At 33.4% G+C, this 26,102-nt stretch carries 25 protein-coding genes; all 25 read left to right on the top strand.

Annotated elements, in window-relative coordinates:
* Positions 1-6 precede the first annotated feature (6 nt).
* A complete protein-coding gene (locus LEPBI_RS10665) occupies positions 7-2,670 on the top strand; it encodes a DNA polymerase domain-containing protein (protein WP_012389132.1) in 2,664 nt (887 codons plus the stop codon).
* 417 nt (positions 2,671-3,087) lie between these two features.
* Positions 3,088-3,768 (top strand): hypothetical protein, encoded by a 681-nt coding sequence (locus tag LEPBI_RS10670; RefSeq protein WP_012389133.1) that lies wholly within the window; start codon positions 3,088-3,090, stop codon positions 3,766-3,768.
* 200 nt (positions 3,769-3,968) lie between these two features.
* On the top strand, positions 3,969-4,430 hold the full coding sequence (locus LEPBI_RS10675) for a hypothetical protein (protein ID WP_226992753.1): 462 nt from the start codon (positions 3,969-3,971) through the stop codon (positions 4,428-4,430).
* A gap of 375 nt (positions 4,431-4,805) precedes the next feature.
* On the top strand, positions 4,806-5,198 hold the full coding sequence (locus LEPBI_RS10680) for a VOC family protein (protein WP_012389135.1): 393 nt from the start codon (positions 4,806-4,808) through the stop codon (positions 5,196-5,198).
* A gap of 73 nt (positions 5,199-5,271) precedes the next feature.
* Complete coding sequence (locus tag LEPBI_RS10685) at positions 5,272-5,622, top strand: DUF1801 domain-containing protein (RefSeq protein WP_012389136.1); 351 nt, start codon at positions 5,272-5,274, stop codon at positions 5,620-5,622.
* A 275-nt stretch (positions 5,623-5,897) separates the two neighbouring features.
* A complete protein-coding gene (locus LEPBI_RS10690) occupies positions 5,898-6,341 on the top strand; it encodes a DUF4262 domain-containing protein (RefSeq protein WP_012389137.1) in 444 nt (147 codons plus the stop codon).
* Between the two features lie 645 nt (positions 6,342-6,986).
* Complete coding sequence (locus LEPBI_RS10700) at positions 6,987-8,363, top strand: ATP-dependent nuclease (protein ID WP_012389139.1); 1,377 nt, start codon at positions 6,987-6,989, stop codon at positions 8,361-8,363.
* An 18-nt stretch (positions 8,364-8,381) separates the two neighbouring features.
* Complete coding sequence (locus tag LEPBI_RS10705; RefSeq protein WP_012389140.1) at positions 8,382-8,648, top strand: hypothetical protein; 267 nt, start codon at positions 8,382-8,384, stop codon at positions 8,646-8,648.
* Between the two features lie 212 nt (positions 8,649-8,860).
* Entirely contained in the window at positions 8,861-9,607 is a 747-nt protein-coding gene (locus LEPBI_RS10710; RefSeq protein WP_012389141.1) for a hypothetical protein, read from the top strand.
* A gap of 712 nt (positions 9,608-10,319) precedes the next feature.
* Complete coding sequence (locus LEPBI_RS10715) at positions 10,320-10,928, top strand: hypothetical protein (protein WP_012389142.1); 609 nt, start codon at positions 10,320-10,322, stop codon at positions 10,926-10,928.
* A gap of 220 nt (positions 10,929-11,148) precedes the next feature.
* Entirely contained in the window at positions 11,149-11,982 is an 834-nt protein-coding gene (locus LEPBI_RS10720) for a hypothetical protein (RefSeq protein ID WP_012389143.1), read from the top strand.
* A gap of 676 nt (positions 11,983-12,658) precedes the next feature.
* Positions 12,659-14,122 carry an ATP-dependent nuclease gene (locus tag LEPBI_RS10725; RefSeq protein ID WP_012389144.1) on the top strand — a complete coding sequence of 488 codons (1,464 nt, stop codon included), beginning with the start codon at positions 12,659-12,661 and terminating at the stop codon, positions 14,120-14,122.
* A 179-nt stretch (positions 14,123-14,301) separates the two neighbouring features.
* Positions 14,302-14,970, top strand: coding sequence for a hypothetical protein (locus LEPBI_RS10730; RefSeq protein ID WP_012389145.1), 669 nt, complete (start codon positions 14,302-14,304; stop codon positions 14,968-14,970).
* Positions 14,971-15,255: 285 nt separating this feature from the next.
* The gene (locus LEPBI_RS10735; RefSeq protein ID WP_012389146.1) at positions 15,256-15,966 is read left to right on the top strand and encodes an SH3 domain-containing protein; all 711 of its coding nucleotides are present in this window, start codon (positions 15,256-15,258) and stop codon (positions 15,964-15,966) included.
* A gap of 353 nt (positions 15,967-16,319) precedes the next feature.
* Positions 16,320-16,823, top strand: a complete 504-nt coding sequence (locus LEPBI_RS10740; RefSeq protein WP_226992754.1) for a hypothetical protein — start codon at positions 16,320-16,322, stop codon at positions 16,821-16,823.
* Positions 16,813-17,454, top strand: coding sequence for a hypothetical protein (locus LEPBI_RS10745; protein WP_012389148.1), 642 nt, complete (start codon positions 16,813-16,815; stop codon positions 17,452-17,454). Before LEPBI_RS10740 ends, LEPBI_RS10745 begins: the two co-directional genes overlap by 11 nt.
* Before the next feature lie 223 nt (positions 17,455-17,677).
* A complete protein-coding gene (locus LEPBI_RS10750) occupies positions 17,678-18,406 on the top strand; it encodes a hypothetical protein (protein WP_012389149.1) in 729 nt (242 codons plus the stop codon).
* Between the two features lie 221 nt (positions 18,407-18,627).
* Positions 18,628-18,990: a nuclear transport factor 2 family protein gene (locus LEPBI_RS10755; protein WP_012389150.1), complete on the top strand. Its 363-nt coding sequence runs from the start codon at positions 18,628-18,630 to the stop codon at positions 18,988-18,990.
* A 6-nt stretch (positions 18,991-18,996) separates the two neighbouring features.
* Entirely contained in the window at positions 18,997-19,491 is a 495-nt protein-coding gene (locus LEPBI_RS10760; protein ID WP_012389151.1) for a hypothetical protein, read from the top strand.
* A 736-nt stretch (positions 19,492-20,227) separates the two neighbouring features.
* Positions 20,228-20,881 carry a hypothetical protein gene (locus LEPBI_RS10765; protein ID WP_012389152.1) on the top strand — a complete coding sequence of 218 codons (654 nt, stop codon included), beginning with the start codon at positions 20,228-20,230 and terminating at the stop codon, positions 20,879-20,881.
* A gap of 8 nt (positions 20,882-20,889) precedes the next feature.
* Positions 20,890-21,282 carry a hypothetical protein gene (locus LEPBI_RS10770; protein WP_226992755.1) on the top strand — a complete coding sequence of 131 codons (393 nt, stop codon included), beginning with the start codon at positions 20,890-20,892 and terminating at the stop codon, positions 21,280-21,282.
* 195 nt (positions 21,283-21,477) lie between these two features.
* Complete coding sequence (locus LEPBI_RS10775; protein WP_012389154.1) at positions 21,478-22,269, top strand: class I SAM-dependent methyltransferase; 792 nt, start codon at positions 21,478-21,480, stop codon at positions 22,267-22,269.
* A gap of 200 nt (positions 22,270-22,469) precedes the next feature.
* A complete protein-coding gene (locus LEPBI_RS10780; protein ID WP_012389155.1) occupies positions 22,470-23,555 on the top strand; it encodes a TFIIB-type zinc ribbon-containing protein in 1,086 nt (361 codons plus the stop codon).
* Between the two features lie 217 nt (positions 23,556-23,772).
* Positions 23,773-24,981 (top strand): adenylate/guanylate cyclase domain-containing protein, encoded by a 1,209-nt coding sequence (locus LEPBI_RS10785; RefSeq protein WP_012389156.1) that lies wholly within the window; start codon positions 23,773-23,775, stop codon positions 24,979-24,981.
* Positions 24,982-25,187: 206 nt separating this feature from the next.
* Positions 25,188-25,778, top strand: a complete 591-nt coding sequence (locus LEPBI_RS10790; protein ID WP_012476320.1) for an LBF_2127 family putative lipoprotein — start codon at positions 25,188-25,190, stop codon at positions 25,776-25,778.
* The last annotated feature ends 324 nt before the right edge of the window (positions 25,779-26,102 follow it).

Below are 26,102 nucleotides of genomic sequence, written 5' to 3' on the forward strand. Positions count from 1 at the left end.
ATCAAAATGGAAACATACAAAGGTTATCTGTTTGATATCTACCATTCAGAACAAAAAATTTACCTTTGGATCAAATCAGACACTGGTGAATTAAAACTTTTTGTCGATGAATACTTTCCCATCATTTATGCGAATGCGTCACCCTCTATCTTAAAGAAGTTAGTTAAACGATTTTACGAATTAGATGCATTAGCCGAAATACCCAGTTTCACAGAAAAACGACTGTTCTACCAAAACAAAACCATACCAGTTTTAAAACTTGTCATCTCAAAACCACAATTACTTCCAAGAATTACAAACAAACTTTTCAACTTATATGGCAAGTATGACATATACCATTCGGATATCGAAATCACAACAGGATACATGGTTGAAAAAAATATCTACCCACTTGCTTATCTAACAATTGAATATGAAATTCCCCCAAACAAAATAAATCGCATCAAATCCGTCACATCTTTAACCGACATAAACGAGTTAGACTACAACATCCCTGAACTACGAGCCATTTCCCTCTACTTAGAAAAAAGCCACAGGCACCCCTTTCAAGAGAATACATTAATCGTCGAAACTCCCAAAGAAAAATATAATATACCCACAAAAAATGGAATCACACTCATCGAAAAACTAAACCTTATATTACAAAAACATAATCCTGATATCATTTTATCTTCATTTGGTGACCAAGTCATCTTTCCCTATCTCTTTAAAACAGCCCAAGAATGTCACCTAACAACCGAATTCGATAGAGACAAAACAAGTTTGATCCGACGTTCCATCCAAACCCAAGGCACCAGTTTTAACACCTATGGTACCATCGTATTCCGAGCACCGTCCTATCCTTTATTTGGAAGATGGCATATCGATTCCCGGAATAGTTTTGTATACAAAGAAGCAGAACTCATCGGAATCATTGAACTCTCGCGTATCTCCAGATTACCAATCCAAAAAATGGCAAGGGCATCCACAGGAAAAGCACTCACCTACATCGAAGTAGATGTAGCCCTTCGCATGAACTATCTTGTTCCTTGGCAAAAAAGCGCGCTCGAATCAGAAAAATCCGCCTTACAATTATTAAATGCAGATAAGGGCGGACTCGTTTTCCAAGCCGATATCCAAAATGGATTTGTATTAGAAAACGTGGCACAGCTCGATTTCTCTCAAATGTATCCAAACATTATGGTCAAACACAACATCAGTCCAGAAACGATCAATTGTCTATGTTGCGAAGATGACCCAAATGTAGAAAAAGTTCCCTCCCTAGGTTACCGAATTTGCGCAAAACGAAAAGGGATTGTCTCTGAAGCATTGGCACATATCGTCCAAAGAAGGAATCATTACAAAGAACAAAAAAGAAATAACCATCCAAATCTATTAAACATCCAATCAAAACAATCTAGCTTAAAATGGATGTTGGTTACGTCATTTGGTTATTTAGGTTATAGAAATGCAAAATTCGGAAAACTGGAAAGTCATGAAGCAGTTACAGCTTTTGGTAGAGAAAAACTTATCAATGCAAAAGAAGTATCAGAAGAATTCCAATACAAAGTTGTACATGGAATTACCGATAGTATTTTTATCCAAAAAAAGGACACAACACCGATCACCAACGAAGACCTAACATTCCTTTGTTTAGAAATTGAAAAACGCACCAAAATCAAAATGGAAATAGAAGGAATTTATTCTTGGTTATGTTTTCCACCTTCCACCCAAGATGAAAAACTCCCCGTTGCTAACCGATACATGGGACGTTTCATCGATGGGCAGTTCAAGGGTAGAGGGATCATCACAAGAAGAAAAGATTTTCCAAACTTTATAAAAGATGCGCAAAACAAAATGATCCAATGGATGTGCCAATTTAAATCCATTTCGGAAATGCAAAAAAAAGAATCCGAAATTTTGAACCTATTCTTTTATTATGATCAAAAACTAACAACGGGGAATCTCAACTGGAAAGACCTTGTCATCCAAAAATCGACCTCAAAAGAACCAGAAGACTATACCGTAGATGCGCCAAGTACAATCGCTGTCAAAGACCTACTTGCGATGGGTGTCCATGTGCAAGCTGGTGAAAAAATAAAATACATCGTCATCAATCAAAAATCCGATAAAAAAGGAGAAAGATACCTCACACTCGAACGAATGGAGCAAAAAGAAAATCCAAAGAAACAAATAGATGATAAAAACGTCCCATCAAATCCTTCCCTATACCAAAACAGTTCACCAAAATATAAGAAAATTGAAAAAAGAATTGAAACATTAGAACAAAATTCAATCCAAAATGTAACAGAAAACTCAAAAATCAATTCAAAAATCAACCAACGAACAATTGCTAAATACCAAATCCACGAACCACCGAACCAATTCCATATCCAAGAAAATATAGAAAACGAAGCGCATAGTATCACAAATAAAATAAACAAACCGAACGATTTTACATCAGAATGTAGCAATAGTCCGTTCAAATTTACCAACCAAACACCAAAATACGATCAACACTACTATAGATCACTACTAGTAAAGTCTTTTAAAGAAATATGGGTCGGAATCTCTAGTTTCAAAAACTTTGAAATACTAATCAGCAATGAAACATTTTTACCCTTTGCTTTTGAAAAAAGCCAAAACTACTCAAAAAACATCAATAAAACTAATTCCATTTTTATTGCATAAGATGTAAAAAAAAACTAAAAAAATGAAATAACTAACCCCCTCTCCGTTACGAAAAAACACCACCAAACAAAAAAATATTTGAACTCAGGATCTTCGAATCAAGAATCAGATTCACTTTTCGCTCAATGGGAGTGAGGGGGCGAAGCTATGCCTAGCCCCAAAAAACCCGACAAAAAACAAACCAAACAAAATAATTATGTCACATATCCAAAAAAAAACCAACTTACCTCAGTATGCGCACAAAACTAAACATACGCTTATTAAACACTTAAATCATAATATACAAAAAAACAACTATAACCGCCCCAATCTAGATAATTCACAATCCATTTCAAAACAAATTACGGCATAATAAAAACATACAGTTAAATTTCGTTATGCGTAATGCCATAAAACTTTAAATTATTAATAGCTGACATGGAAATAAAACCAACGTTTGATCATTTTCTCATTTATTCTCAAAACTTAGAATCAGATTTTAAAAGATTTAAAGATCGTTTTGACTTTCCAATTATATATCCGATAACAAATTACGGTGTTTTCTCAAGTTGTATGTTTGCCTGTAAAAACTCCATTTTAGAGTTGGTAAACTATGAGAATCCAAAAATTCCAGAAAATTACAAGGGATCGACAATTTGGTTCTCTGGATTTGCATTGAAATCTGACCTAACTATAGATAAAATATTGTCAGGTTTAACAAATTCTAACCTAAAAATATCTGATATTATTATTCAAAATGTAAAAGATAAAGATGGAAACAATATTCCGATTACCAAAATTCTGATGATTAATGAATTATTCAATTTTTTCCAAGTCTTTTATATACAATACTTAAATAGATTTTTAGAAGAAAAATTTATCGAAACTTCTAAAGAAGCAAAATGGGAAATTCTTAGTTTCGAAGTAAATGAAAATCAGTCAGATACAATTAGTGAAAAATTAAAAAATGCCGGTTTTTCTTTTTTCAAAAATGATATTTTTTACGATAACAATAAAATAAAGTTTACATTAAAAAAATCGAATTTCGATTTTCCGATAGTTAGCTCATTTCTATTAAAATCAAACAAAGAAATTGTTGATTTGGTAAAGTTTTTCTAAAAAATATGGCACTACGCATAACATCGGCTAAACACTGCGCTTCGGGTCTGACGCCCTCGCTTGGCCTTCGGCACATTCCTCTCCGTCACACTCCTTGCAACGCAAGGAGATGTGCCGACGCTAACGCCTCCTCCGGAGGCTCAGCTCCGAGGAACGTCGTTTAGCCTCGTTCGTTATGCGTAATAGTGCAAAATTTCATTATGAAAATTAAGAATTTCAAATCAGCAATGCATAATTTTACACATTCATTCCTTAGCATTGATTATACACATAGTGGAAAACTAGCAGTTAATGTGTTGTTAAAACTTAAATCCGAAGAAAATATTTCCATTGTTGAATTTGACTTTATAAATACTATTATTTCACCCAAAATAGCAATAGACGATGATAGTTTGATTCTTTTAAAAGATTATCAAAACTGGTTACCGAAACATTTAAGAAATCATAATTGCGATTACACGCAACTAGAATGTCTAAATATAATTACTCAACTTAACAAGAATAATATATTCAAACCAAAAACTATGGAGAATACATTTCAAATTGAAATAGAATCAGAAACAACTTATAAATTGAAAAATCGAGAAAAACAGTCTTTTAAATTATCTTTAATTGAAATCATAAATGCGAACTATCTTGAGAATGGAATTCCTAATCTGTAAATCTTGTTGATAAGAGAATTTTAAATATAAAGTTCTGTATTTACGCTCTGTCTTACAGATTACGTTTATACAATTTCATTTAAATGAGAAAATATTTGAAGCATTAGCACTACTACGCATAACAGCGACTTACCGCTACGCTTCGGGACAAGCCCTCGCTCGGCCTGCGGCAAATTCCCCTTCTGGCATTCGCCTTGCTTACGCAAGCTACATGCCAGTCCCTAACGTCCCGAAGGGACTCAGGGTCGGGGAACTTCGGCAAGTCTATTCGTTATACGCAATTCAAAAAGCTTTTTTTTTGAGAATCGAGGATTTTTAAATATGTTTACTAATAAACAAACTTACTTAATGTTTTTTTTGTGAAGGAGACCTAATATGATTAAATATGGATACACAATTCTATATGTTGAAAATGTACAGAGAACAATTGATTTTTATGAGAACGCATTTAACTATACTCAAAAATTTATTACGCCAGAAAGTGATTATGCGGAATTGGAGACTGGTGAGACTGTTCTAGCTTTTGCCTCTTATGATGTAGCAAAGTATAATGAAATTGATATTGTAAAATCAGATTCGCACAAAATACCACCAGCGTTTGAATTAACTTTTGTAACAAATGATATAATAAACGACTTAAAAAAAGCAATTGATGCAGGTGCAAAATTAGTAAAAGAACCATCATCTAAGCCTTGGGGACAGATTGTAGCATATGTTCAAGATATAAACGGTTTTTTAATAGAACTATGCACTCCTATTGAAAAATAAAACAAAACTCACCTTTGTTTTACAACTTTAAAATAGGAAAAAAACATAATTTAATAAAATTTAGGAGTAAGTATTGAAAAAATCAAACGATGAAAAAGTTCAGTATTTTCTTGATGAAATCAAAATCAAAAATGAGGGTCAATTTAAAATCCTTCAGAAATTACGTGAATTAGTCTTCAAAGCTCATCCAAAAACCATTGAAAGGATTATGTATGGTGGAATCATGTTTTCATTGAGTGAGGATTTTGGAGGAATATTTTTAAGCAAAAATCATATTTCTTTTGAGTTTGGAAAAGGATTTTTGTTGAAAGACACAAAAAAACTACTGGAAGGAACTGGAAAATTTCGCCGTCACCTTAAACTTTTTTCTATAGAAGATATTAAAAATAAGGATGTCGATTTCTATATAAAACAAATAGGGTAAATAATTAATATCCTGAAAAAAAAGTTAGCTTCAAAATTCATTAAAATCTAACTTATTGAATAAAATCTTATATAGTTTTTGAACTGCGTATAACAGCGCCTTAACGCTTCGCTTCGGCACAAGGCCTCGCTCGGTCTGCGACACATAGGCTTCTGGCACTCCCCTTGCAGTCGCAAGTGTCGTTCCAGTCCCTAACGTCCCGTTCGGGACTCAGGGCCAGCCTACGTCGTTAAGGCTAGTTCGTTATTTGCAATGGCCTAAAAAATTAATTATTTATGGATAAATTGGAAGAGAAAGCTTTATCAGATATTAATGAATATGGATGTCATATTCTACATGTAATGGAGGATGAGGAGAATCCCTGCTTTAGTTACTCAATAGGAATTCAAAAAGTATCGAACCAGTCTGAAATTATCATTACCGGGTTAAAATTTGAACTTACACATAGTATTATTAACAATTATAACAACCAAATCAAGTTAGGTAAAAGTTTCAAAACAGATACCTTTTACAGTGGTTTTTTAGAAAACTTTGATGTTATGTTCAAAAACGTTAACAAGATATACTTTAAAGAATATTTTGGTTGGGCTAGATGGCTATATAAAGGAGATAATTTTAATGCTCTTCAATTAATTTATCCCGATGTAGATGGTATCTGGCCTTGGCAGGAAAATGCCTCTACCGATTTTAAATGGTTTATTCCGAATCTATATGATTGAAATAATAAAACAGATTAATGATAGCTGGAGTTTGACAGGACTTTCGGCCTATCAAATTATACAAATCAATGATTTTGGAAATATAATTATTTAAGATAAAAAAGATCAAATATGACGGATGTGTCCTGAAGACCTAAGCTGTACAATTATTGCAGAAAACTTAACCGAATTTGAAATTCTTAAAAATACAGAAGAGTTCATTATTGATTGGGATATGAATAATCTAATCGAAATTGCATATTCGAAACATGGAGCTTTATCAACTGATAGAAAATATTGCTTAAAATTCAAAGTATTTTGGGCGGTACTTACACGTATGATAATATTGGAAAAGCGAAATTTCTGGAACTGATTTCTGCCTCTGGTAGTTTTGCATTGCAAATTAAAGATCTACCAGACGGAAGCGAAATAAAATTAATTGCAACTGACTAATATTCTATTATTAGGCCACTGCAAATAACAGCGACTTACCGCTACGCTTCGGCACAAGGCCTCGCTCGGCCTTCGGCAAATTCCCCTTCTGGCATTCGCCTTGCCTTCGCAAGCTACATGCCAGTCCCTAACGTCCCGTTGGGACTCAGGGTCGGGGAACTTCGGTAAGTCTAGTTCGTTATGCGATATGATTTAAAATAAAACGGAAAAAATATGATTAAAATAGAACACATTGAAATTTTAAATTTTAGATCAATTGTCTCTGAATCGATAAAATTCGGATGCAAAGAATATAATGTGATCGTAGGGGCAAACAATTCAGGTAAATCCAATATCCTTCGAGCATTAGAGTTATTTTTTAATGGAACAATTGATAGAAAAAAATATTCTTTCGAATTAGATTTCCCGAAAGCAACAAGCATATTAGCTAAGCAGACCACACAAATTTCTATTGAATTCTCATATGATCCAAATAAAGAAAAAAAAATAGATTTGGCCTTAACTGACATAGAAAAAAACACAAAACAGAAAAGATTAAGTAACAACAGGTTACTACTTCGTTTGAGACTAAATAAATCAGGTGAACCACAATGGAATTTTATAGGTAGAGCGGGAAACCTAAATATCAAACAGGAGTTAATAGATAAAATAGTCGATGTGGTTTTAAATTCAGTACGATTTAAATATATACCTATTGGAAGGGATATTTTACATACAATTCAACGAGAAATAAGTGAAGAATTGGTTAGAACAATATTTAGTGGATGGAGCGGAAGTTCTGTAAAATATAGACAAAAAATTAATACCTCTCTTTCAAATCTTATAGATGATCTTAAACCGCAACTTTCAGCGAGCAGCCAATCTATCACCAATTCATTACAACAAGTTTTTTCCGAAATAAAAGAATTAGAACTCAAATTACCATTTGATTCAGTAGAATCGATGCTGACATTTCTAATTCCCGATTTGACAGATCATTACAAAACCTCCTTAGATTCAAAAGGTGCAGGAATTCAAACTAGTAGCTTATTATTCTTTCTTAAATATCTAGCCGACAACCACCCTCAAAGACATAATGCAGTCACCACTTTCATCTGGGCAATTGAAGAACCAGAATCATTCTTACACCCTTTAAAACAAAGAGGTGTCTCTCAAATCTTGAAAGAATTTTCAAGAGAAGTACAAACATTTATATCGACTCACTCAGGAAATTTCGTCAATCAAGAACAGGAAACTCAACTATTGGTAGTTGAAAAAGATTCATCTGCTCCATACTCAACAATTATAAAAAGTAATAAATATGATGATGCGAGGGAATCACTGGGAGTTTCCTTAATCGATTCGATGTTTCTAAAAAAAACAAATATCATTCTAGAAGGTCCCTCGGATGAAATTTTATTTCAAGGATCTTTACTTAAATTACATGAAGGAAAGAAAATTAACTTAAATCCGGAAGACGTTAAATTTTTCACGGGAAATAATTGCAATTCCGCCTGCTTACTATTTGAAGCCTATTACCCATTGACAAAAACTGGAGAAGTAAGAAATATTCTGATAATTGACGGCGATGATGCAGGAAAAAAAGCATAAAACGGCCTTCAAAATCGTATGAAAAATAATGGTATCAATTTAAAAGCAAATCACGATTACTTTATTTTACCAGCTTTCACTGAATCTTTGATATCAGAAAATCTAAAACAAAAAATAATTACAGAAAGACCATCTCAAATAAATTATAGTGAAAACACAAATAAAGATATTATTCATTTTGAACTGCGTGAGGGAAGTAAGATAAAAGCAGCCACACGAATCATCGAGTTATCCAAAATTGAAGATTTGGACGAATTTCAGAATATAATTGAAATGATTCAATAAAAATCACATCGCATAACAGCGCCTTAACGCTTCGCTTCGGGTCAAGCCCTCGCTCGGTCTACGACACATTCCTCTCCGTCACGATTCTCGCTACGCAAGAATACGTGCCGACGCTAACGCCTACTCCGTAGGCTCAGCTCCGAGGAACGTCGTTAAGGCTAGTTCGTTATGCGACATTTATAAATTCAAACTTAAAAAGAAAAGGAACAAAAATGGAAAAGTGTTTTATTATACAGCCATTCGATGGCGGAAAATTCGATAAAAGATATGAAGACATCTTCAAACCAGCAATCTTAAACGCTGGATTAGAACCATATAGAGTTGATCAAGACATAAACTCTATAATACCAATTGACGAAATAAATGACAATATAAGAGATGCTTCAGTCTGTCTTGCCGATATTACAATCGATAATCCGAACGTTTGGTTTGAACTTGGTTTAGCCATTGCTTACGGAAAAGATACAATATTAGTCTGTTCAGAGGAACGTTCGACAAAGTTTCCTTTCGACATTCAACATCGAAATATAATAAAATATAAAAACGAATCAGCAAGTGATTTTGAAAAATTAAAGGAATCAATAGAAAACAAAGTAAAAGCCTTTTCTTCAAGAAAAAACAACATGGCTCAGCTGTCTAAAAACGTAATAAAAGAAACAGAAGGATTGGACTCGAATGAAATAGTAGTTTTAGTCTCTGTAGCAGAAAGTTTTGATCTAGCCGATGATGGACTCTCTACTTATCAAATCAAAAACGAAGCAGAAAAAGCTGGATACACAAAAATTGCAACTACTTTAGCTTTAAAAAAATTAACATCTATTGAATATCTCTCTCCTAAAAACAAGATAGAGGAATATTCAAATGAACCATATACAGTTTACTCAATAACAGACAATGGAATGCAATGGCTTTTAGATAACAAAAGCAAATTAGTATTAAAAACAAATGAATATCAATAAAGCAAAAAAGGTATCAAAATAAACGTCGCATAACAGCAACTAACCGCTTCGCTTCGGGACGAGCCCTCGCTTGGGCTGCGCCACATAGGCTTCTGGCACTCCCCTTGCATCCGCAAGTGTCGTGGCCAGTCCCTAACGTCCCGTTCCGGGACTCAGGGCCAGCCTACGTCGGTTAGTCTAGTTCGTTAATTGCAATGTCCAAAAAGGTTTTAAGAGAATCTTTTTAGTGTAATTTTCGCTGGCTCTTCTTTTCGCGCTTTTAAGAAAGAGAAGAGAAAGACAAAAGAGATTCATTTGAAGAGAAGAAAAGATAAGAAAGCGCTTCAATTCAATATTGTCTTTCTCAAATTTCTATTTGGTACAATTATAAGATCACAGTTCTGTTTAAGAAAGTTTAATTTACTTTTCCAGCGAAATGAATGATTTTAAGAGAAGAGACGCTCGGAATGTTTTGGACTTCTTACTTTCTTACTTACAAGATATACTATTATTGGACACAGCAATTAACATCGGCTAACCACTTCGCTTCGGGTCTTACGCCCTCGCTCGGCCTACGGCACATAGGCTTTCTGTCACTCGTTTGCAGTCGCAAACTACGTGCCAGCCCCAAACGTCCCGGTCCGGGACTCAGGGTCAGCCTACGTCGGTTAGCCTAGTTCGTTATGCGTAATTGCCCAGATAAAATTTATAATAGAAATTTTGGAGATTAAAAATGGGAATTTTCTCAAATATATTTAAAAGCAATAAATCAAAATACAAAACGTATTTCGTAACTGCTCAACTAAATCATTTATTAATGCCATTAGATAGAGGAGATATTTATGAAGATCCGCTCGATGAAGCTTTAAAAACAGTCAAGCTCGGAGAAGTTGACGGTGGTGGCACTATGCAGAAAAAAACTGGCGAGATTGATTTCATCGATGTAGAAATAACTCTTTATAACCTGGAAGAAGGAATTCCGTTTCTTATTAAAAAATTAGAAGAACTTGGTGCTCCGAAATCTTCGATACTTCATATTCAAGACGAATCTAACCCAAAACAGATTGAATTTGGTAAAAAAGAAGGGCTTGCCATTTATCTCGATGGAGTAAATTTACCGAAAGAAGTTTATGAAAATTCTGATATAAACGATTTAATTGAAAAATTGAATAACTGTATCATAAATATGGGTACTATGCAAAGCTATTGGCAAGGTGAAACAGAAACTGCTCTCTATTTCTATGGAGAAAATGCAGAAATGATAAAAAACAATTTTATGCCTATTATAGAAAATTATCCTTTATGCAAAGGTTGTAGAATAGTTACGATCGCACCAAAATAACTTTATCGATCAAGTGGGCAACTACGCATAACAGCGACTTACCGCTACGCTTCGGCACAAGGCCTCGCTCGGCCTCCGGCAAATTCCCCTTCTGGCATTCGCCTTGCTTACGCAAGCTACATGCCAGTCCCTAACGTCCCGTTGGGACTCAGGGTCGGGGAACTTCGGTAAGCCTAGTTCGTTATGCGACATTTATTTAAATTTATCTTGAAGGAAAAAATTGGAATTTGAAATTTCACCAGTTAAACTTTCTCAATTAATTTTCTTAATATTACTAATTAATCAGTTTCAAGTAATTGGTGATTGGAATAAAATTAAGGAATTTTCGAAATTATTAATATTACTAAAATTATCAGATATTTTGATCAGTGCTTTCTTTGAAATATTAAACTTTTGGCCTTTTATATGGCATTTTGATCAAGGTTTTATCCATTCTCTTAATACTATCCTATTTACATGGAATGGATTTTCGCAATTTGAAAAAATCGGCCTTTGGAATGTCCTTTTTACATTCCCTAAATTCAATTTAATTTCGGATTTCTTAAGCATTATTCTTGCAATTAAATATTTTAAATTTAAAACACTGAATGATGATAAAATTAATCAAAATAAATTTATTTATCCGATTTTTGTTTTTGGTTTGATCTTAAACTTTGGATTTATCATTTCAGATTACCAAATTTCTTCTAATTCATCAAATGTAAATATTCCAATCTTAACTAAAGAAATTTTGCAGGAGAATGGATCCACTATAGTCTGGAATTTTCCATTCTTCTATTTTGTATTCTTTGCTTCAGGAATCATTACATATTATTTGTATTCTAAGAAAGGATCTCTTCAAATCAATCTATTTAAATATTCTTTTCTTTCTTATCTCATCTTCCTATTTTTTATTGAATTTCTGAAAAATGAAGTACCTTATTTTACTACTTTTTTAAATAGCTCATTAAAAACAGATGCAAATCCTAGAACTTCATGGACAGGATTTACTTTTTCTCAAATCCAAGCGCTATTTTTTGGAATTGTTGTATTAATCAGAAGTTATAGAAAATAAACGTCGCATAACAGCGACTTACCGCTACGCTTCGGCACAAGGCCTCGCTCGGGCTACGCCAAATTGTCCTCCTGGCATTCGCCTTGCGTTCGCAAGCTACATGCCAGTCCCTAACGTCCCGTCCGGGACTCAGGGTCGGACAACTTCGGTAAGTCTAGTTCGTTAATTGCAATGTCCAAAAAGGATTGAAGAGAATCTTTTTTATGTTATTTTCGCTGGCTCTTTCTTTTCGCGCCTTTAAGAAAGAGAAGAGAAAGACAAAAGAGATTCATTTGAAGAGAAAAAGAGATAAGAAAGCGCTTCAATTCGATACCGTCTTTCTCTAATTTTTAATTGCTACAATAATTAAATCACAGTTCTGTTTAAGTAAGTTTAATTTATTTTTCCAGCGAAATGAATGATTTTAAGAGAAGAGACGCTCGGATTGTTTTGGTCTTCTTACTTTCTTACTTACAAGATATACTATTATTGGACACTGCAATTAACATCGGCTAACCACTTCGCTTCGGGTCTTCGCCCTCGCTCGGCCTACGGCACATAGGCTTTCTGTCACTCGTTTGCAGTCGCAAACTACGTGCCAGCCCCTAACGTCCCGGTCCGGGACTCAGGGTCAGCCTACGTCGGTTAGCCTAGTTCGTTATGCGCAAGCCGGAAAAAAATATTTTAGGAAAAATAAATGACTTCAGAAGTTAACCAAGTTAAAAACCAATTTTCAAGCAATCCTCACCTATGGCCTCAGTTTCTAGAATCAATTAAAATATCTGGGCTACATGGATTTAATGGGGAAGAGATTTATTTCAGATTTCCAATCTGTGCCATTGTAGGCGAAAATGGGATGGGTAAAAGTACCATCCTAAAAAGTTTAGCTTGTGCTTATCAATCAAGTGATGTTACGAATATACCTACTTATTATCCGTCAACTTTTTTTCCGGAAACTAAATGGGATACCTTTCCAAATGTAGAACTCGAATATAAGATTAGAAATGGTACAAACAGTGTGAATTTTAAAGCGAAAAAAAGTCAACGCTGGCGTTTTTCAGGAACAAAAAGAACAAGAAATGTTATTATTTTGGATGTATCTCGAGTACTACCTCTAGATTCCACAAGGGGATATACTCGATTAATAAATACAGCTTTAACAGAAATTAGTTCCAGTCAAATATCGGATGAATATAGAAGCCATCTTTCATACATTTTAAACCGTAATTATACCAATGCCCGATTTAGCAAAACTAATCAAGACGATACTAGAGAAGTTGGTATATTGGCAAGACAATATGGAGAGGTTTCACAATTCCACCAAGGCGCCGGCGAAGATGCTACACTGGATTTAATAAAAGTATTAGATACCATTCCAAATAATTCATTAGTTTTAATTGATGAAGTAGAAGCCTCATTACATCCGAAAGCACAGCGTAGATTGATAGAATTATTAATAAAATTAACGAGAACTAAAAGACTTCAAATTATCGTAACGACACATAGTCCTTACATACTCGCCGAAATACCAGCAGAAGGAAGGTTGCTAGTATTAGATTCGCAAAATAGAAAAGAAATTATTCCAGGAATTTCAGTTAACTTTGCTTTATCCCAAATGGATGAAAACGATCACCCAGATCTATATATTTTTACAGAAGACATGGAAGCTGCTACTATAGTTTACGAGATAATAAAAAAACATGACAATTCATCAACTATTTTACGGAGAGTATTAGCTAAACCAGTTGGTCCTAGTAATGTTGTAGAAATTTTAGGAACATTAAAAGTAGAAGGACGGCTCCCATATATGTCCTTATCAGTATTAGATGCGGATAAACCTACTTCAAATGGATGTATTAAACTTCCGGGTAACTTAGCCCCAGAACGACAAATCTATAAAGATTTAAAATCCAACAATTGGAATGAATTGGAAAATAGATTCAATGTTGGTCCAGGAATTCTATACTCAATATTAGATGAGGCAATTCTCTTACCAAATCATCATGATTGGAATGAATTCGTTGGAAATAAACTAAAAAAAAGCAAGTCCCATGTTTGGGAGATCTTAGTAAATCAATGGGTTAATACTTGCTTAACTCAAAATGAAATTGATAACTTTAATGAATTGATATGTAATGAATTAATTCCAGCCAGCGCATAACAGCGACTTAACGCTACGCTTCGGGACAAGCCCTCGCTCGGGCTACGCCACATTCCTCTTCTGTCACTCGCTTGCATACGCAAGCTACGTGCCAGTCCCTAACGTCCCGTTCTGGACTCAGGGTCGAGGAACGTCGTTAAGTCTAGTTCGTTATACGCAATTTTTGAAAAGGATACAAAATGAAACAAATCATTAGCAAAAAAGATTTAACATATATAATAATCTTTCTAGTCATGGTAAATCTAGTAATATTCACACGTAATTTCTATCAAAATCAAAAAGTTTTTGAAGCGATTGGATTCCTTTCCTCTGTTGTTTCGATAATACTTTCCGTATTAGCTATTATTTATACATTCTTTCAGAATTTCCACTCAAGCACTGCTATAGAACAAATCAATAGCGCTTCTAAAAATTTGTCTGAAATTTCTACAAAAATAAAAGATGCAATGAGCAGTTTTGAAAAAGTTTCTGATAACCTAAACTCAGATCTTGAAATAAAATTTTCTGGAGTAAAGAAAGACTTTGGGGATATAACACGGGATTTAATAAACGATATTTACAAGAAGACCTCCGAAGAAAGAAAAGAACCCGTACATATCATAAAGGCAGACCATAAAAACATAATATTAAATTTAATTAATTATAACAAAAATTATACTTTGAAAAATGTGCTAATCGAAATCGATAAATTTTCAAAGAAAGAACTCATTACAATCACGGATTTAATTATAATTATAAACTCATTAAATATATTTAATGAAGCGGAGAAAGATGTAAATGCCGAGATAAACCTAGGATACTTTTTCTTTTTAATGGATGGATATATTAAGCATATTAGATATTTATGAATTTACTAAAGTAGAAAAAGGATTTAAAATCAAAAAAGGAAACAACGATATTTCAGATATATTAATTTAAAATCAAAAACTGCGTATAACAGCGACTTACCGCTACGCTTCGGCACAAGGCCTCGCTCGGCCTGCGGCAAATTCCCCTTCTGGCATTCGCCTTGCGTTCGCAAGCTCCATGCCAGTCCCTAACGTCCCGTTGGGACTCAGGGTCAGGGAACTTCGGTAAGTCTAGTTCGTTATACGCTATGCTATAAATATAAACAATAAAAATGGATACATACTATGAATAAGAAATATTTAATTATTTTCTTTACTCTAACTACAATACTTTTCTGTAAAAAACCCAATCATAACTCAACTATTAGTAAGGATAAAGAAGAAAGTAAAAATGAATATTCTGAATATAAAAAAAACATCGCTTCAAAATTAATTATAAGAGACAAACCGGATCTTTCTGGAAAACAAATTGGATATCTGAATAAATGTGATCTAGTCAAATTTATATCAGAGGAGGAAAACATCATTAAAATTGATGATTTAGAGTTCCCTTTCTATAAAATACAAACTCTTGATGGAATTACCGGCTATGCATACGGAGGTTATTTATGGGATACTTCCTTAACTCCAGAAAGCGACTTTTATAAATTAAAATATGTTCTTAACAAATCTCCTTTCAATATTCTAGGTAAGTGGAAACAATATCCTGAAGATGAAAAACAGCTTAATTATTATTATATATTCACAAAAGATACTGTAACTTTGGATTATTATTTTCCTCCAGAAGAAGAAACTGACTTCACACCTAGCCAGGATCCACATGAATATGCAAAAGGTCCATATACTTACGATGGTTGTTGTGAAATTAATGTTCCATTGATTAGTGGAAAAATTCTTAAATTTAATGTTGTCAAATTTAAAGGTGAAACTACTCTTATGGCGAATTGTTTTATCTTTGATTCAAAATTAAAGGAAGAATTATCCGATTTGAAATAGCACAGCGTATAACAGCAACTAACCGCTTCGCTTCGGGACGAGCCCTCGCTTGGGCTGCGCCACATAGGCTTCTGGCACTCCCCTTGCCTTCGCAAGTGTCGTTCCAGTCCCTAACGTCCCGTTTCCGGGACTCAGGGCCAGCCTACGTCGGTTAGTCTAGTTCGTTATGCGAAATGTTTTAAAAAAAAATGAAAATGAAAAATATAACAAAATATAAATTTATAATCCTATTCTTTATCTTTTCGAATATATTCAGATGTACCATACCTATCCGAGAAATATACCAAGAGGATCTAGTTTTTCTATTTTCAATTCGTGAATTATCAAATCTTGAACTTATTAAAAAATTTAACTTGAATAAAAACGAAAGTAATTCTATCGATTACTTCTTATTGTCAAGTGCATACAAAGAAGACACAAAAATTGACGAAGCCGGAGGATTCCTGATTGAATTAATAGGAAAAGCTCAAATTAGGAAATTCGGAAGCGAGCAAAATTACAAAAGTGCATTTATAATTGATATATTCAAAACCAAAATAGACTCAAGCTATGCTACTTTTGATTTTCTTGTGGCATTCTCAAAACTTGAAACACTTAATTTTAAAGAAAGACTACAAAAAATAGAATACAAATTTGATTCGAGATTAAACGAGAAGATAATGGAGCGTGTTTTTTTTGAAACCTATAATGAAACGGAAAGGCAAGAATGCATTTTAATGATAAAAAAAGAAATTGAGACAGAATTTTTAGAAAAATATCCAAATGCTATTCCAGATTTTATTTCCCAAAATTTGTATTATACAATATATAATAGGCAGTTACGCTGCTGGTTTCTCAATAAAAAAAATGAACAATAAAAATATTAGTTTATTTATAATAGCGACAATAAGCTTAAATTGTTTCCTTTCATCTATTCGAGAAAAATATTGGGATGATACGGTCTTCATCTATTATTATCGAAGCCTGAGGAATGAAGAATTATATAATAGATATAGAATAAAGAATGATGACAATCTATCAAATAAATACGGAATACTAACTTTAACCAAGAGAAAATTAAAAAAAAATTTAAAAAATGAATCTGACATTTATAATTTTGCAGTTCGCTATTTTGTCAAAAAAACTGTTGTAGAAGAAAATTTCAATGGTAGCATTATTTTAAATACATTCAAGTATGAAAACAAATCGCTTGAAAATTCTACTGATATATTAATAGTGTTTACAAAGTCAGATCCAGAGATACTTTTAAATAATCTCAAACTAAATAATGCAAATCATCTTGCAAATAACAGAACACCTTTGGTATTAAACAAAAATTATTTAGATAATTTGAATTTAGACGACATCAATAATTGTTTAGAATCTATTAAACTAAAAACAAAATCTGAATATAAAGATTCTCAACAAGACCAAGTGCAAGATGGAAAACCACTTTTTTTAGATTTGAAAGTATACGAAAATCAGAGTTCTTGCATTCCAAATTCCTAAATAGCTTTATTATCAAAACCAAGAACAATATAAAAAAACTTCGCATAACAGCAACTTACCGCTACGCTTCGGCACAAGGCCTCGCTCGGCCTCCGGCAAATTCCCTTTCTGTCACTCGTTTGCATCCGCAAACTACGTGCCAGTCCCTAACGTCCCTTCGGGACTCAGGGCCAGGGAACTTCGGTAAGTCTAGTTCGTTATACGCAATAATTTCAAAAAAAAAATGATTAAAAAAATCAGAATATTGACTATACCTATTTTACTTATATTTTCCTCGCCGCTTCTTCCAAATGATGTTGAGAGAAAAAAATATCACTTCCTAATATCCCCTTGGATTATTAATACTACTTTTGAAAAACCATCCAGAGAATTAGACAGTTCTGTTAACTTACAATTTCTATATGGATTAACTAATAATCTCTATCTTGGAGTAACTTATGGAATTGGTAAAAATGGGGATAAAAGTCTAGAGTCTTTTCCATCTAGTTCTTATTTTACCAGTAGAATTTATCAATTTTCTACTTCGAAAAATTCTGAAACTTTTACATTAAATCTTCAATATTTTATTTGGAAATTTGTGTATACAAGTTTCAATATTGGAATCGAAAAAGGCTTTTCTGTCGAAAGAAATAATTTAGCAATTATTCGAGCTAATAATATAACTCCACAACCATTTTCAATGAAAACTATTTTTGACGATAGAACCTTCAGTTCAATTGGAATTGGATTTAGGCATGAATTAAGTTCTTCCATTTTAATTGCATTCGAATATCAACGTGGCTATATTGAAGCTGGAAAAGTTAATCAACATTTTACTTACAATCCTGATTACTATGTTAATAACTTACCTTATATGCTAGAAAATTTTTACTTAAATAACATTCTTAATGATACATCTTTGAAAAATTCGTTATATCAACAATTTTATCTTTCAGCGGGTTTTGCACTTTGATACTATTAATGAAATTACTGCGTATAACAGCGACTTACCGCTACGCTTCGGCACGAGGCCTCGCTCGGCCTACGGCAAATTGTCCTCCTGTCACTCGTTTGCATCCGCAAACTACGCGCCAGTCCCTAACGTCCCGTTCCACGGGACTCAGGGTCGGACAACTTCGGTAAGTCTAGTTCGTTATACGAAATGCCAAAACATCAATACTTTAACAAATAAATATGAACAAAGCAGATAGAATTGAAATAATAGAAAATCAGTTAATAGCATATAATAACAAAGATATTGAAAAATTCCTCACATACTGGGATCAAAATGCCAAAATTTACCTTCATCCAAATACTTTAATCGCAAACGGAATACAGGAAATAAAGGAAAGACATCTAATGCGGTTCCAGGAGCCAGACCTATCTGCGGAGCTTATTTCAAGAAAAGCTTATTCCGAAAAAATTGTAGATTTTGAAATAGTTACAAGGAATTTACCGGAAGGAAAAGCTATACTAGATGTTCTAGCCATTTATGAAATTGAAAATAACTTCATTACAAAAGCTTGGTTCCTCATCGGAGAACCTATTTATATTTAAATTATTATGGAAAATTTTAAAAAATTTCTCAAACAACACGAAATACTATCTGCCTTTATGCAAATATTTCTATTTGCTTTTGAAGTAATTCTAAACTTTTACTCAAGTTTTTACTTCTTTCTAAGAAATGTAATCATTTTAGTTTTAATAGCCTTAGCTACCTACATCATCTTAGACAATGATGCGTATTTAAAAGGATTTACAGATAAAGTTACTTTACCTGAACCAGAAATTGTAAGTGTAAGATGCGATGACCACTCTTCGAATTTAAGTAATTTAGAGTATAGCACAAGAGTTATTACAAGTATTAGAAACTTGGGAGGAGAAGGAAATGTTGTAGTCGAATCAAAAGTTCAACAAGGAAATCAAATGTGGACTAAATCGGAATTACTATTCCTTTCTCCTCAGCAAACAAAGGAAACCCAAATCACTTTTGATGAAACAAGTATTTTCGGTGAACGAATAAAGTGTTCATCTCGCACGTATTCTTATAGTAAATAAGTAACTTGAAATAATATTATTTCAATTCAAAACTGTCAAAAATATAATTATACTAAAACAACTTGGCACTTCGTATAACAGCATGGAAACGCTGCGCTTCGGCACAAGGCCTCGCTTGGGCTACGCCACATTTCCCTTCTGTCACTCGTTTGCATCCGCAAACTCCGTGCCAGTCCCTAACGTCCCGTCGGGACTCAGGGTCGGGAAACGTCGTCTCCACTAGTTCGTTAATTGCAATGTCCAAAAAGGTTTTAAGAGAATCTTTTTAATGTAATTTTCGCTGTTTCTTTCTTTTCGCGTTTTTAAGAAAGAGAAGAGAAAGACAAAAGAGTTTCATTTGAAGAGAAGATAAGAAAAGAAAGCGCTTCATTTCATTATTGTCTTTCTCAAATTTCTATTTGGTACAATTATTAGAGCACAGTTCTGTTTAAGTAAGTTTAATTTACTTTTCCAGCGAAATGAATGATTTTAAGAGAAGAGACGCTCGGATTGTTTTGGTCTTCTTACTTTCTTACTTACACTGGTTACTATTATTGGACACTGCAATTAACATCGGCTAACCACTTCGCTTCGGGTCTTCGCCCTCGCTCGGCCTGCGGCACATAGGCTTTCTGTCACTCGTTTGCAGTTGCAAACTACGTGCCAGCCCCTAACGTCCCTTCAGGGACTCAGGGTCAGCCTACGTCGGTTAGCCTAGTTCGTTATGCGCAACTATTATAATTATAAAGGAGAATATATGAAAATAGAGATAATCGCAAAAGAAGATAAATTTACTGAAATACGTTGTTTATTGGAATTCGACAATAAAAAAGGAAACTTTTCTGGATCAAGAGGAGTAAACATTAGTGATAATATAGTTTCTCTAATAGAGTTGATTGAATCACATGACCCGAAAACAATAAGTTCCGCATCAGCACCTCAATTAAGAGACTACTTATACAAAATTAAAATACCCTATGATTCAACGCCTATTTCAAATATGTACCGTTCATTCGCAGTAATCTCTGTATTTCTTCACTTAAATATCTTGATTGAAATATTAAATGAAAAAGACCCAAAATACAGACAACAAAGATTGAATAATTACCAATATCCGAATAAAGCGTTAAATGATTTTATGTGTTTCGAAAAAACTGGCCATACTGGCGGACAACCTACATTATATGTAATTCATAACGATATCATTGAAAATAATGGTGAGGATCTTGAAATATTATTTGAACACGGATTAATTTTTAAAATAAAAACTGCATTGGTTGAGAATAAAAATTCATTCTTTGTACCTTTTGATATCCCCGATATCCGAAAAATTAACATCCCTGCTAAAGGAACTTGGAATAAAATAATTGAATTTAGAGAGAAATCAATAGAAAGATTCGTATCCAAATGAACTATTGTATGATTTTGTTTCAAAATTTTCTATTGGCCTTCATTATACCAATGGCCTTACCTATACTAAGTGCAGTTTTAGAAAAAGAAGAAAAAAGCAAAAAAGTCATATTAAATGAAGATGGATCAACGTCGTATGAAAAACAATTAAAAATAATTTGGCTTGAAATGCCAGGAGCTTTTTTAGCCAATTCTATCTGGAATGCAACATTAATAATCAAGAAAGAAAATCTTGAAGAAATCTACTTTTGGAACTTTACACTTTTTGTTTTAGTAATCTTCCAAGTTATACAATTTGCACATAGTAAATTAGAACCTAAAAGAAATTACTTCATATTCCATATTATATTAATGGGAGTGATTGTATTTTTTTTAACAATTATCAAATTAATCAAAATATAATAGCTGCGCATAACAGCGCCTTACCGCTACGCTTCGGGACAAGCCCTCGCTCGGGCTGCGCCAAATTCCCCTTCTGGCATTCGCCTTGCGTTCGCAAGCTACATGCCAGTCCCTAACGTCCCGTTGGGACTCAGGGTCGGGGAACTTCGGTAAGTCTAGTTCGTTATGCGTAATAGTTGGAACTCTATATAAAACATGGAAACTTACGATAAAATCGGTTTTAATTATAATAAAACAAGAAACGCTGATCCCAGAATTGCTTCTATTATCGAAAAAAGCCTACACCTAAACGAAAATAACCTTAAGTTATTGGATGTCGGGGCTGGAACCGGAAACTATTCAAAATTCTTCTATTCAAAGGGATATGATGTTACTGCACTTGAGCCTTCAGAGGTTATGATTGCTCAAGCTTTAGAAAACAATAACATTAAATGGATAAAAGGAACTGCTGAACACATCGACATTCAAAATAATTCATTTGATGGTGTTTTTTCTGTTCTCGCTTCCCATCATTTCAATAATCTTCAATTAGCCATTTCGGAAATAAATCGAACGTTAAAATCTAAACATTTTGCCGTCATTTTTACTGCTGATCCTTCCGTTGTTAGCAAAAAATCTTGGCTATATGATTACTTTAAAATTGTTTTTGAAAAAGCTATTTCCAATTACATTAATATTGAAAATTTTAGATCCCTCATTGAATCCACTGCGAATACACATGTTGAAATAATTGATTATCCTCTTCCAGATAATCTTGTGGATAACTTCTTTGCTTCCGGGTGGAAAAACCCTTCACTCTATCTTGATCAAAATTTCATATCTGGAATTTCACCACTTGTTAGTTTAGAAACAAATACATTAAACCAAATTCAAAAAAAACTTGAAAATGATTTAAAGAATGGAACTTGGAATAGTAAATTCGGACGAATTCTAGAAGAAAACTATTTTGATGGCGGCTATAGATTTTTAGTTTGGCAAAAACCTTAACACCAACTACTACGCATAACAGCGACTTACCGCTACGCTTCGGCACAAGGCCTCGCTCGGCCTCCGGCAAATTGTCCTCCTGTCACTCGCCTTGCTTTCGCAAGCTACGTGCCAGTCCCTAACGTCCCGTTCCGGGACTCAGGGTCGGACAACTTCGGTAAGTCTAGTTCGTTATGCGTCATGATTAGAATGGATATAATATGAAATGCCCACGATGCCTAAATAATTTACACTTATTAAAAAATTCAGAAATGAAAACTTACCATTGTATGAGTTGCGATGGAATTTTTATAAATACAAAACAATTAGATAGAATTAAATTCAATTCATTATACTTAAAAATCGATGAAATTAAAAATAATACTGCGAATAGACTTAATCTTAAATGTAGTAATTGTAATAAGCCATTTCTTCAGTTTTCTTACCCTTTCAATGAAAATAATCTAATTTTAGATTACTGCAACAACTGTGAATGTCTATGGCTTGATTATGAAGAAAAATATTTCTTAACTTTAAAAGAGAAAATCGGAGGCTACCTCGACCCAAGTCTCAATTCTAATAAAAAATTTGAATTGAATCAAAATTTTGAGAAAGAACTTATTAAAAGCATTCAAACAAAAAGAAATGATAGCAATCGAAAAATTCTCATCAAATCCAGTTCTTTCAATATTTACAATATCATAACTATTGCTTCTATTTTGATTATAGCGACCTCGCTTATATTTCTACTAAACTCTCAAAATCCTATCGATTCTTTCCAATCTTTGATAAGCAGAAGCGGAGGAAATCGTAGGAGTTATAGGTATTTACCATTAAAAGGCTTTTTCTATCATACGAGCTTTCTAAATCTAATATATACATCTTTCTTTTTTCTAACATTTACTTACTTATTAAGAAAAATTTTTAAACCAGTAGAATTTATTGCGATGATATTTTTGTCTCAGTACCTCGGATTCTTTTTTATTTCCAGGCAAATTGAAATTCAATCCTTATCGGGAAACCTTCCAGCTGTATCTAGTTTAATTGCCTTTTATTCTGCTTACTTTTCTCTCGATACATTTACTATATTTTTCAAAAATAGACTTCAATGGCTTCCCCCAATAATAACTATACTTGTAAATCCTAAAATGTATTTTATCATTTGGTTAATATCTATTTCTATCATTTGTTTAGTAGCTAACCAAAAAGAGATCCTATCTCTCTGCATTGGCGGAGCTATTACTGGAATCTTTTTTGGATATTTAAAATTTAATGATATCTTAGAAAAGTTTATATATTATAAATAATAATCACGACGCATAACAGCGACTTACCGCTACGCTTCGGGACAAGCCCTCGCTCGGCCTTCGGCAAATTGTCCTCCTGGCATTCGCCTTGCGTTCGCAAGCTACATGCCAGTCCCTAACGTCCCTTCGGGACTCAGGGTCGGACAACTTCGGTAAGTCTAGTTCGTTATACGACATGCTTAGATAAGTTAAGTTAGCAAAGAATAAAAGGACTATAATGAACAAACGAGTTTTAAAAGATAACGAACCTACAGTAGTTAATGAACATTTGAAAGTATTAGAAAAGACTCAAATTGGTATTAGCGAACTACAGTCAGGTCTTAATGAAACAAAAAAAGATATTTCTGAAAGCTTTTCTGAATGTGTAATTATGTTTGTGGATCTTGTTGATTCTACATCGTTTAAGCAAAGCCATAATGAATCAGATTGGATCCTTAGACTAAAAATCTTTGTCGATGTAATTTCTGAGTATGCTAATGGATTAGGAGGAAAAGTAGTTAAAGTTATTGGTGACGAAGTAATGATTTCGTTTACTCGCGCAGAACAAAATAACGATGCCTTAAATTTTGCAATGCGTCTCAGTGATATTGAAAATTCTCTTGAACAATTGACAGGATTTCCAACTAAAATTAAGATCGCATTAGATTCTGGCAAAGTTTGTTTTATTAAATATGTTGGACATGAAACACCTGATCCGCAGGGATTACCTGTAGATAGGTGTGCACGTATTTCGAAATACTGTACTCCTAGTTCAATTTTAACTTCAGAATATCAATATTTGAAATTTGATCATAAAGATATCTGGAAATTTGCAGGAAAGCCAGAATTAAAAGGACTAGGACGAGTTTCGATTTATCAGCTCGGAAATCTTTCCATATCTGCTCAAGATACCAAAACGATTAGCCTTCAAGAATATAAATTATTAAAAGAGTCCGAAGCAGAAAACATTCAACTAAAAGAATATAACAAAAAACTCCAAGAGCAAATAAAGTTGTTGGGCAATAGACCTAATCCAGATGCTTCTATTACTGGTGACAATGTTACAGCTTGGGAAAATATCAAGGCAGAAATAGAAGATATAAAAATTCTAATTTCAACTACTCCTGGCTCATCTATTCAGTTTGCAAGATTTCTATTTCTAAATTCCATAAATGAGAAAGAGGAATATAATAAATTTGCGGGAAAATTTTTTGACGAACTAATTCAAGCAAACCTTGTATTTTCTAGGGATAAAAATTCTTGGTATGAACTAAATCAAGAAAATAAACGAAATAAAAAAATCATCGAAAAGTTAGAGGTTCTGGAAGAATACCTGATTGAATACACTAGGGAATTTGGTGAACATGATTCCGATGATCTCTTTGACTATTCAATAAAAGACTCTGAATTTTGGAAAAAATATTTCGGATATAGAGTTGTTGCATAAAGCGTAAGCACGTCGTATAACAGCGACTAACCGCTTCACTTCGGGACTACGCCCTCGTTCGGTCTCCGACACATAGGCTTTTGTCACTCCTCTTGCCTTCGCAAGCGTCGTGCCAATCCCTAACGTCCCTTTCAGGGACTCAGGGCCAGCCTACGTCGGTTAGTCTAGTTCGTTATACGCTATTTTTTTTAATTCAAAACAATATTATGAAAAAATTCATAACCATTTGTCTTATAACTTTGACTTCAACAAGCTGCAATGTTGATATAAGGCAATTGCCTAGCCCGTCGTTAATAAACGATAACCTAGACTCAAATAATAAGAATATTATCAACATCAGAGAGTTCAAAATACTTAATAATGACCTAGCTGAAATTGAAAGTGCATGGAGATACATATTTATTTCATTCCTTAAAAAGGATATTCCTTTGCAAAATAAATATGTTATTAATGAAAATAAGAATGAAAACCAGGATTCCTATTTTCTAGATATCAAAATCCAACCAATTCTTACAGAAAAAAGAAATTATTGGTGGAGTTTACCAATAATATATCCTGTAACAATTTTCTGGCCTATTCATTTTAGAGAAATTTCTTATACAATTAATACAGAATATTCAATTTATAAAAATGAATACCTTATATTTCATGACAAATTTGCGATAAGTGACAGTATTAATACCTACTTCTATGGATTAACCAGAACTTCCATTTTCGAAGAATTTATTGAAATAAGAAACTTAAAGGTCATAGAAAAATGTATTTCAGAAATTTCATTACATCTCTATCAATACTAATTCTTTATTCATGTGTTACCATTCCAGATTTACCCAAAAATGAATCGCCTGAATGTTTAGCTTACTTTTTCGAAACGAGAAACAAGATAAAAGAAATCCAAGGTAGCCAATGGAGAATTTCTACTGGAATTACTTATCTTTCACTTTTTTTGGCATTTGCTACTGGAGTCGATGGATTATTTCCTCTAGTTAGTTTACCTTATATAGCATATATTAAAAATAAAGAAGCTGACGAAATTTACGAAAACTATCAAGAAGATCATTGTAACAAAAAAAACAGCGCATAACAGCGACTTACCGCTACGCTTCGGCTCTAGGCCTCGC

It is taken from the genome of Leptospira biflexa serovar Patoc strain 'Patoc 1 (Paris)', from assembly GCF_000017685.1.
In the GTDB taxonomy this organism is placed as follows: Bacteria; Spirochaetota; Leptospiria; order Leptospirales; family Leptospiraceae; genus Leptospira_A; species Leptospira_A biflexa.

What these genes read in the sequence shown, in the direction of transcription:
- LEPBI_RS10665 (WP_012389132.1), top strand. Translation starts at nt 7, where the DNA reads ATGGAAACATACAAAGGTTATCTGTTTGATATCTACCATTCAGAACAA.
- LEPBI_RS10670 (WP_012389133.1), top strand. Translation starts at nt 3,088, where the DNA reads ATGGAAATAAAACCAACGTTTGATCATTTTCTCATTTATTCTCAAAAC.
- LEPBI_RS10675 (WP_226992753.1), top strand. Translation starts at nt 3,969, where the DNA reads ATGAAAATTAAGAATTTCAAATCAGCAATGCATAATTTTACACATTCA.
- LEPBI_RS10680 (WP_012389135.1), top strand. Translation starts at nt 4,806, where the DNA reads ATGATTAAATATGGATACACAATTCTATATGTTGAAAATGTACAGAGA.
- LEPBI_RS10690 (WP_012389137.1), top strand. Translation starts at nt 5,898, where the DNA reads ATGGATAAATTGGAAGAGAAAGCTTTATCAGATATTAATGAATATGGA.
- LEPBI_RS10700 (WP_012389139.1), top strand. Translation starts at nt 6,987, where the DNA reads ATGATTAAAATAGAACACATTGAAATTTTAAATTTTAGATCAATTGTC.
- LEPBI_RS10705 (WP_012389140.1), top strand. Translation starts at nt 8,382, where the DNA reads ATGAAAAATAATGGTATCAATTTAAAAGCAAATCACGATTACTTTATT.
- LEPBI_RS10710 (WP_012389141.1), top strand. Translation starts at nt 8,861, where the DNA reads ATGGAAAAGTGTTTTATTATACAGCCATTCGATGGCGGAAAATTCGAT.
- LEPBI_RS10715 (WP_012389142.1), top strand. Translation starts at nt 10,320, where the DNA reads ATGGGAATTTTCTCAAATATATTTAAAAGCAATAAATCAAAATACAAA.
- LEPBI_RS10725 (WP_012389144.1), top strand. Translation starts at nt 12,659, where the DNA reads ATGACTTCAGAAGTTAACCAAGTTAAAAACCAATTTTCAAGCAATCCT.
- LEPBI_RS10730 (WP_012389145.1), top strand. Translation starts at nt 14,302, where the DNA reads ATGAAACAAATCATTAGCAAAAAAGATTTAACATATATAATAATCTTT.
- LEPBI_RS10735 (WP_012389146.1), top strand. Translation starts at nt 15,256, where the DNA reads ATGAATAAGAAATATTTAATTATTTTCTTTACTCTAACTACAATACTT.
- LEPBI_RS10745 (WP_012389148.1), top strand. Translation starts at nt 16,813, where the DNA reads ATGAACAATAAAAATATTAGTTTATTTATAATAGCGACAATAAGCTTA.
- LEPBI_RS10750 (WP_012389149.1), top strand. Translation starts at nt 17,678, where the DNA reads ATGATTAAAAAAATCAGAATATTGACTATACCTATTTTACTTATATTT.
- LEPBI_RS10755 (WP_012389150.1), top strand. Translation starts at nt 18,628, where the DNA reads ATGAACAAAGCAGATAGAATTGAAATAATAGAAAATCAGTTAATAGCA.
- LEPBI_RS10760 (WP_012389151.1), top strand. Translation starts at nt 18,997, where the DNA reads ATGGAAAATTTTAAAAAATTTCTCAAACAACACGAAATACTATCTGCC.
- LEPBI_RS10765 (WP_012389152.1), top strand. Translation starts at nt 20,228, where the DNA reads ATGAAAATAGAGATAATCGCAAAAGAAGATAAATTTACTGAAATACGT.
- LEPBI_RS10770 (WP_226992755.1), top strand. Translation starts at nt 20,890, where the DNA reads ATGATTTTGTTTCAAAATTTTCTATTGGCCTTCATTATACCAATGGCC.
- LEPBI_RS10775 (WP_012389154.1), top strand. Translation starts at nt 21,478, where the DNA reads ATGGAAACTTACGATAAAATCGGTTTTAATTATAATAAAACAAGAAAC.
- LEPBI_RS10780 (WP_012389155.1), top strand. Translation starts at nt 22,470, where the DNA reads ATGAAATGCCCACGATGCCTAAATAATTTACACTTATTAAAAAATTCA.
- LEPBI_RS10785 (WP_012389156.1), top strand. Translation starts at nt 23,773, where the DNA reads ATGAACAAACGAGTTTTAAAAGATAACGAACCTACAGTAGTTAATGAA.
- LEPBI_RS10790 (WP_012476320.1), top strand. Translation starts at nt 25,188, where the DNA reads ATGAAAAAATTCATAACCATTTGTCTTATAACTTTGACTTCAACAAGC.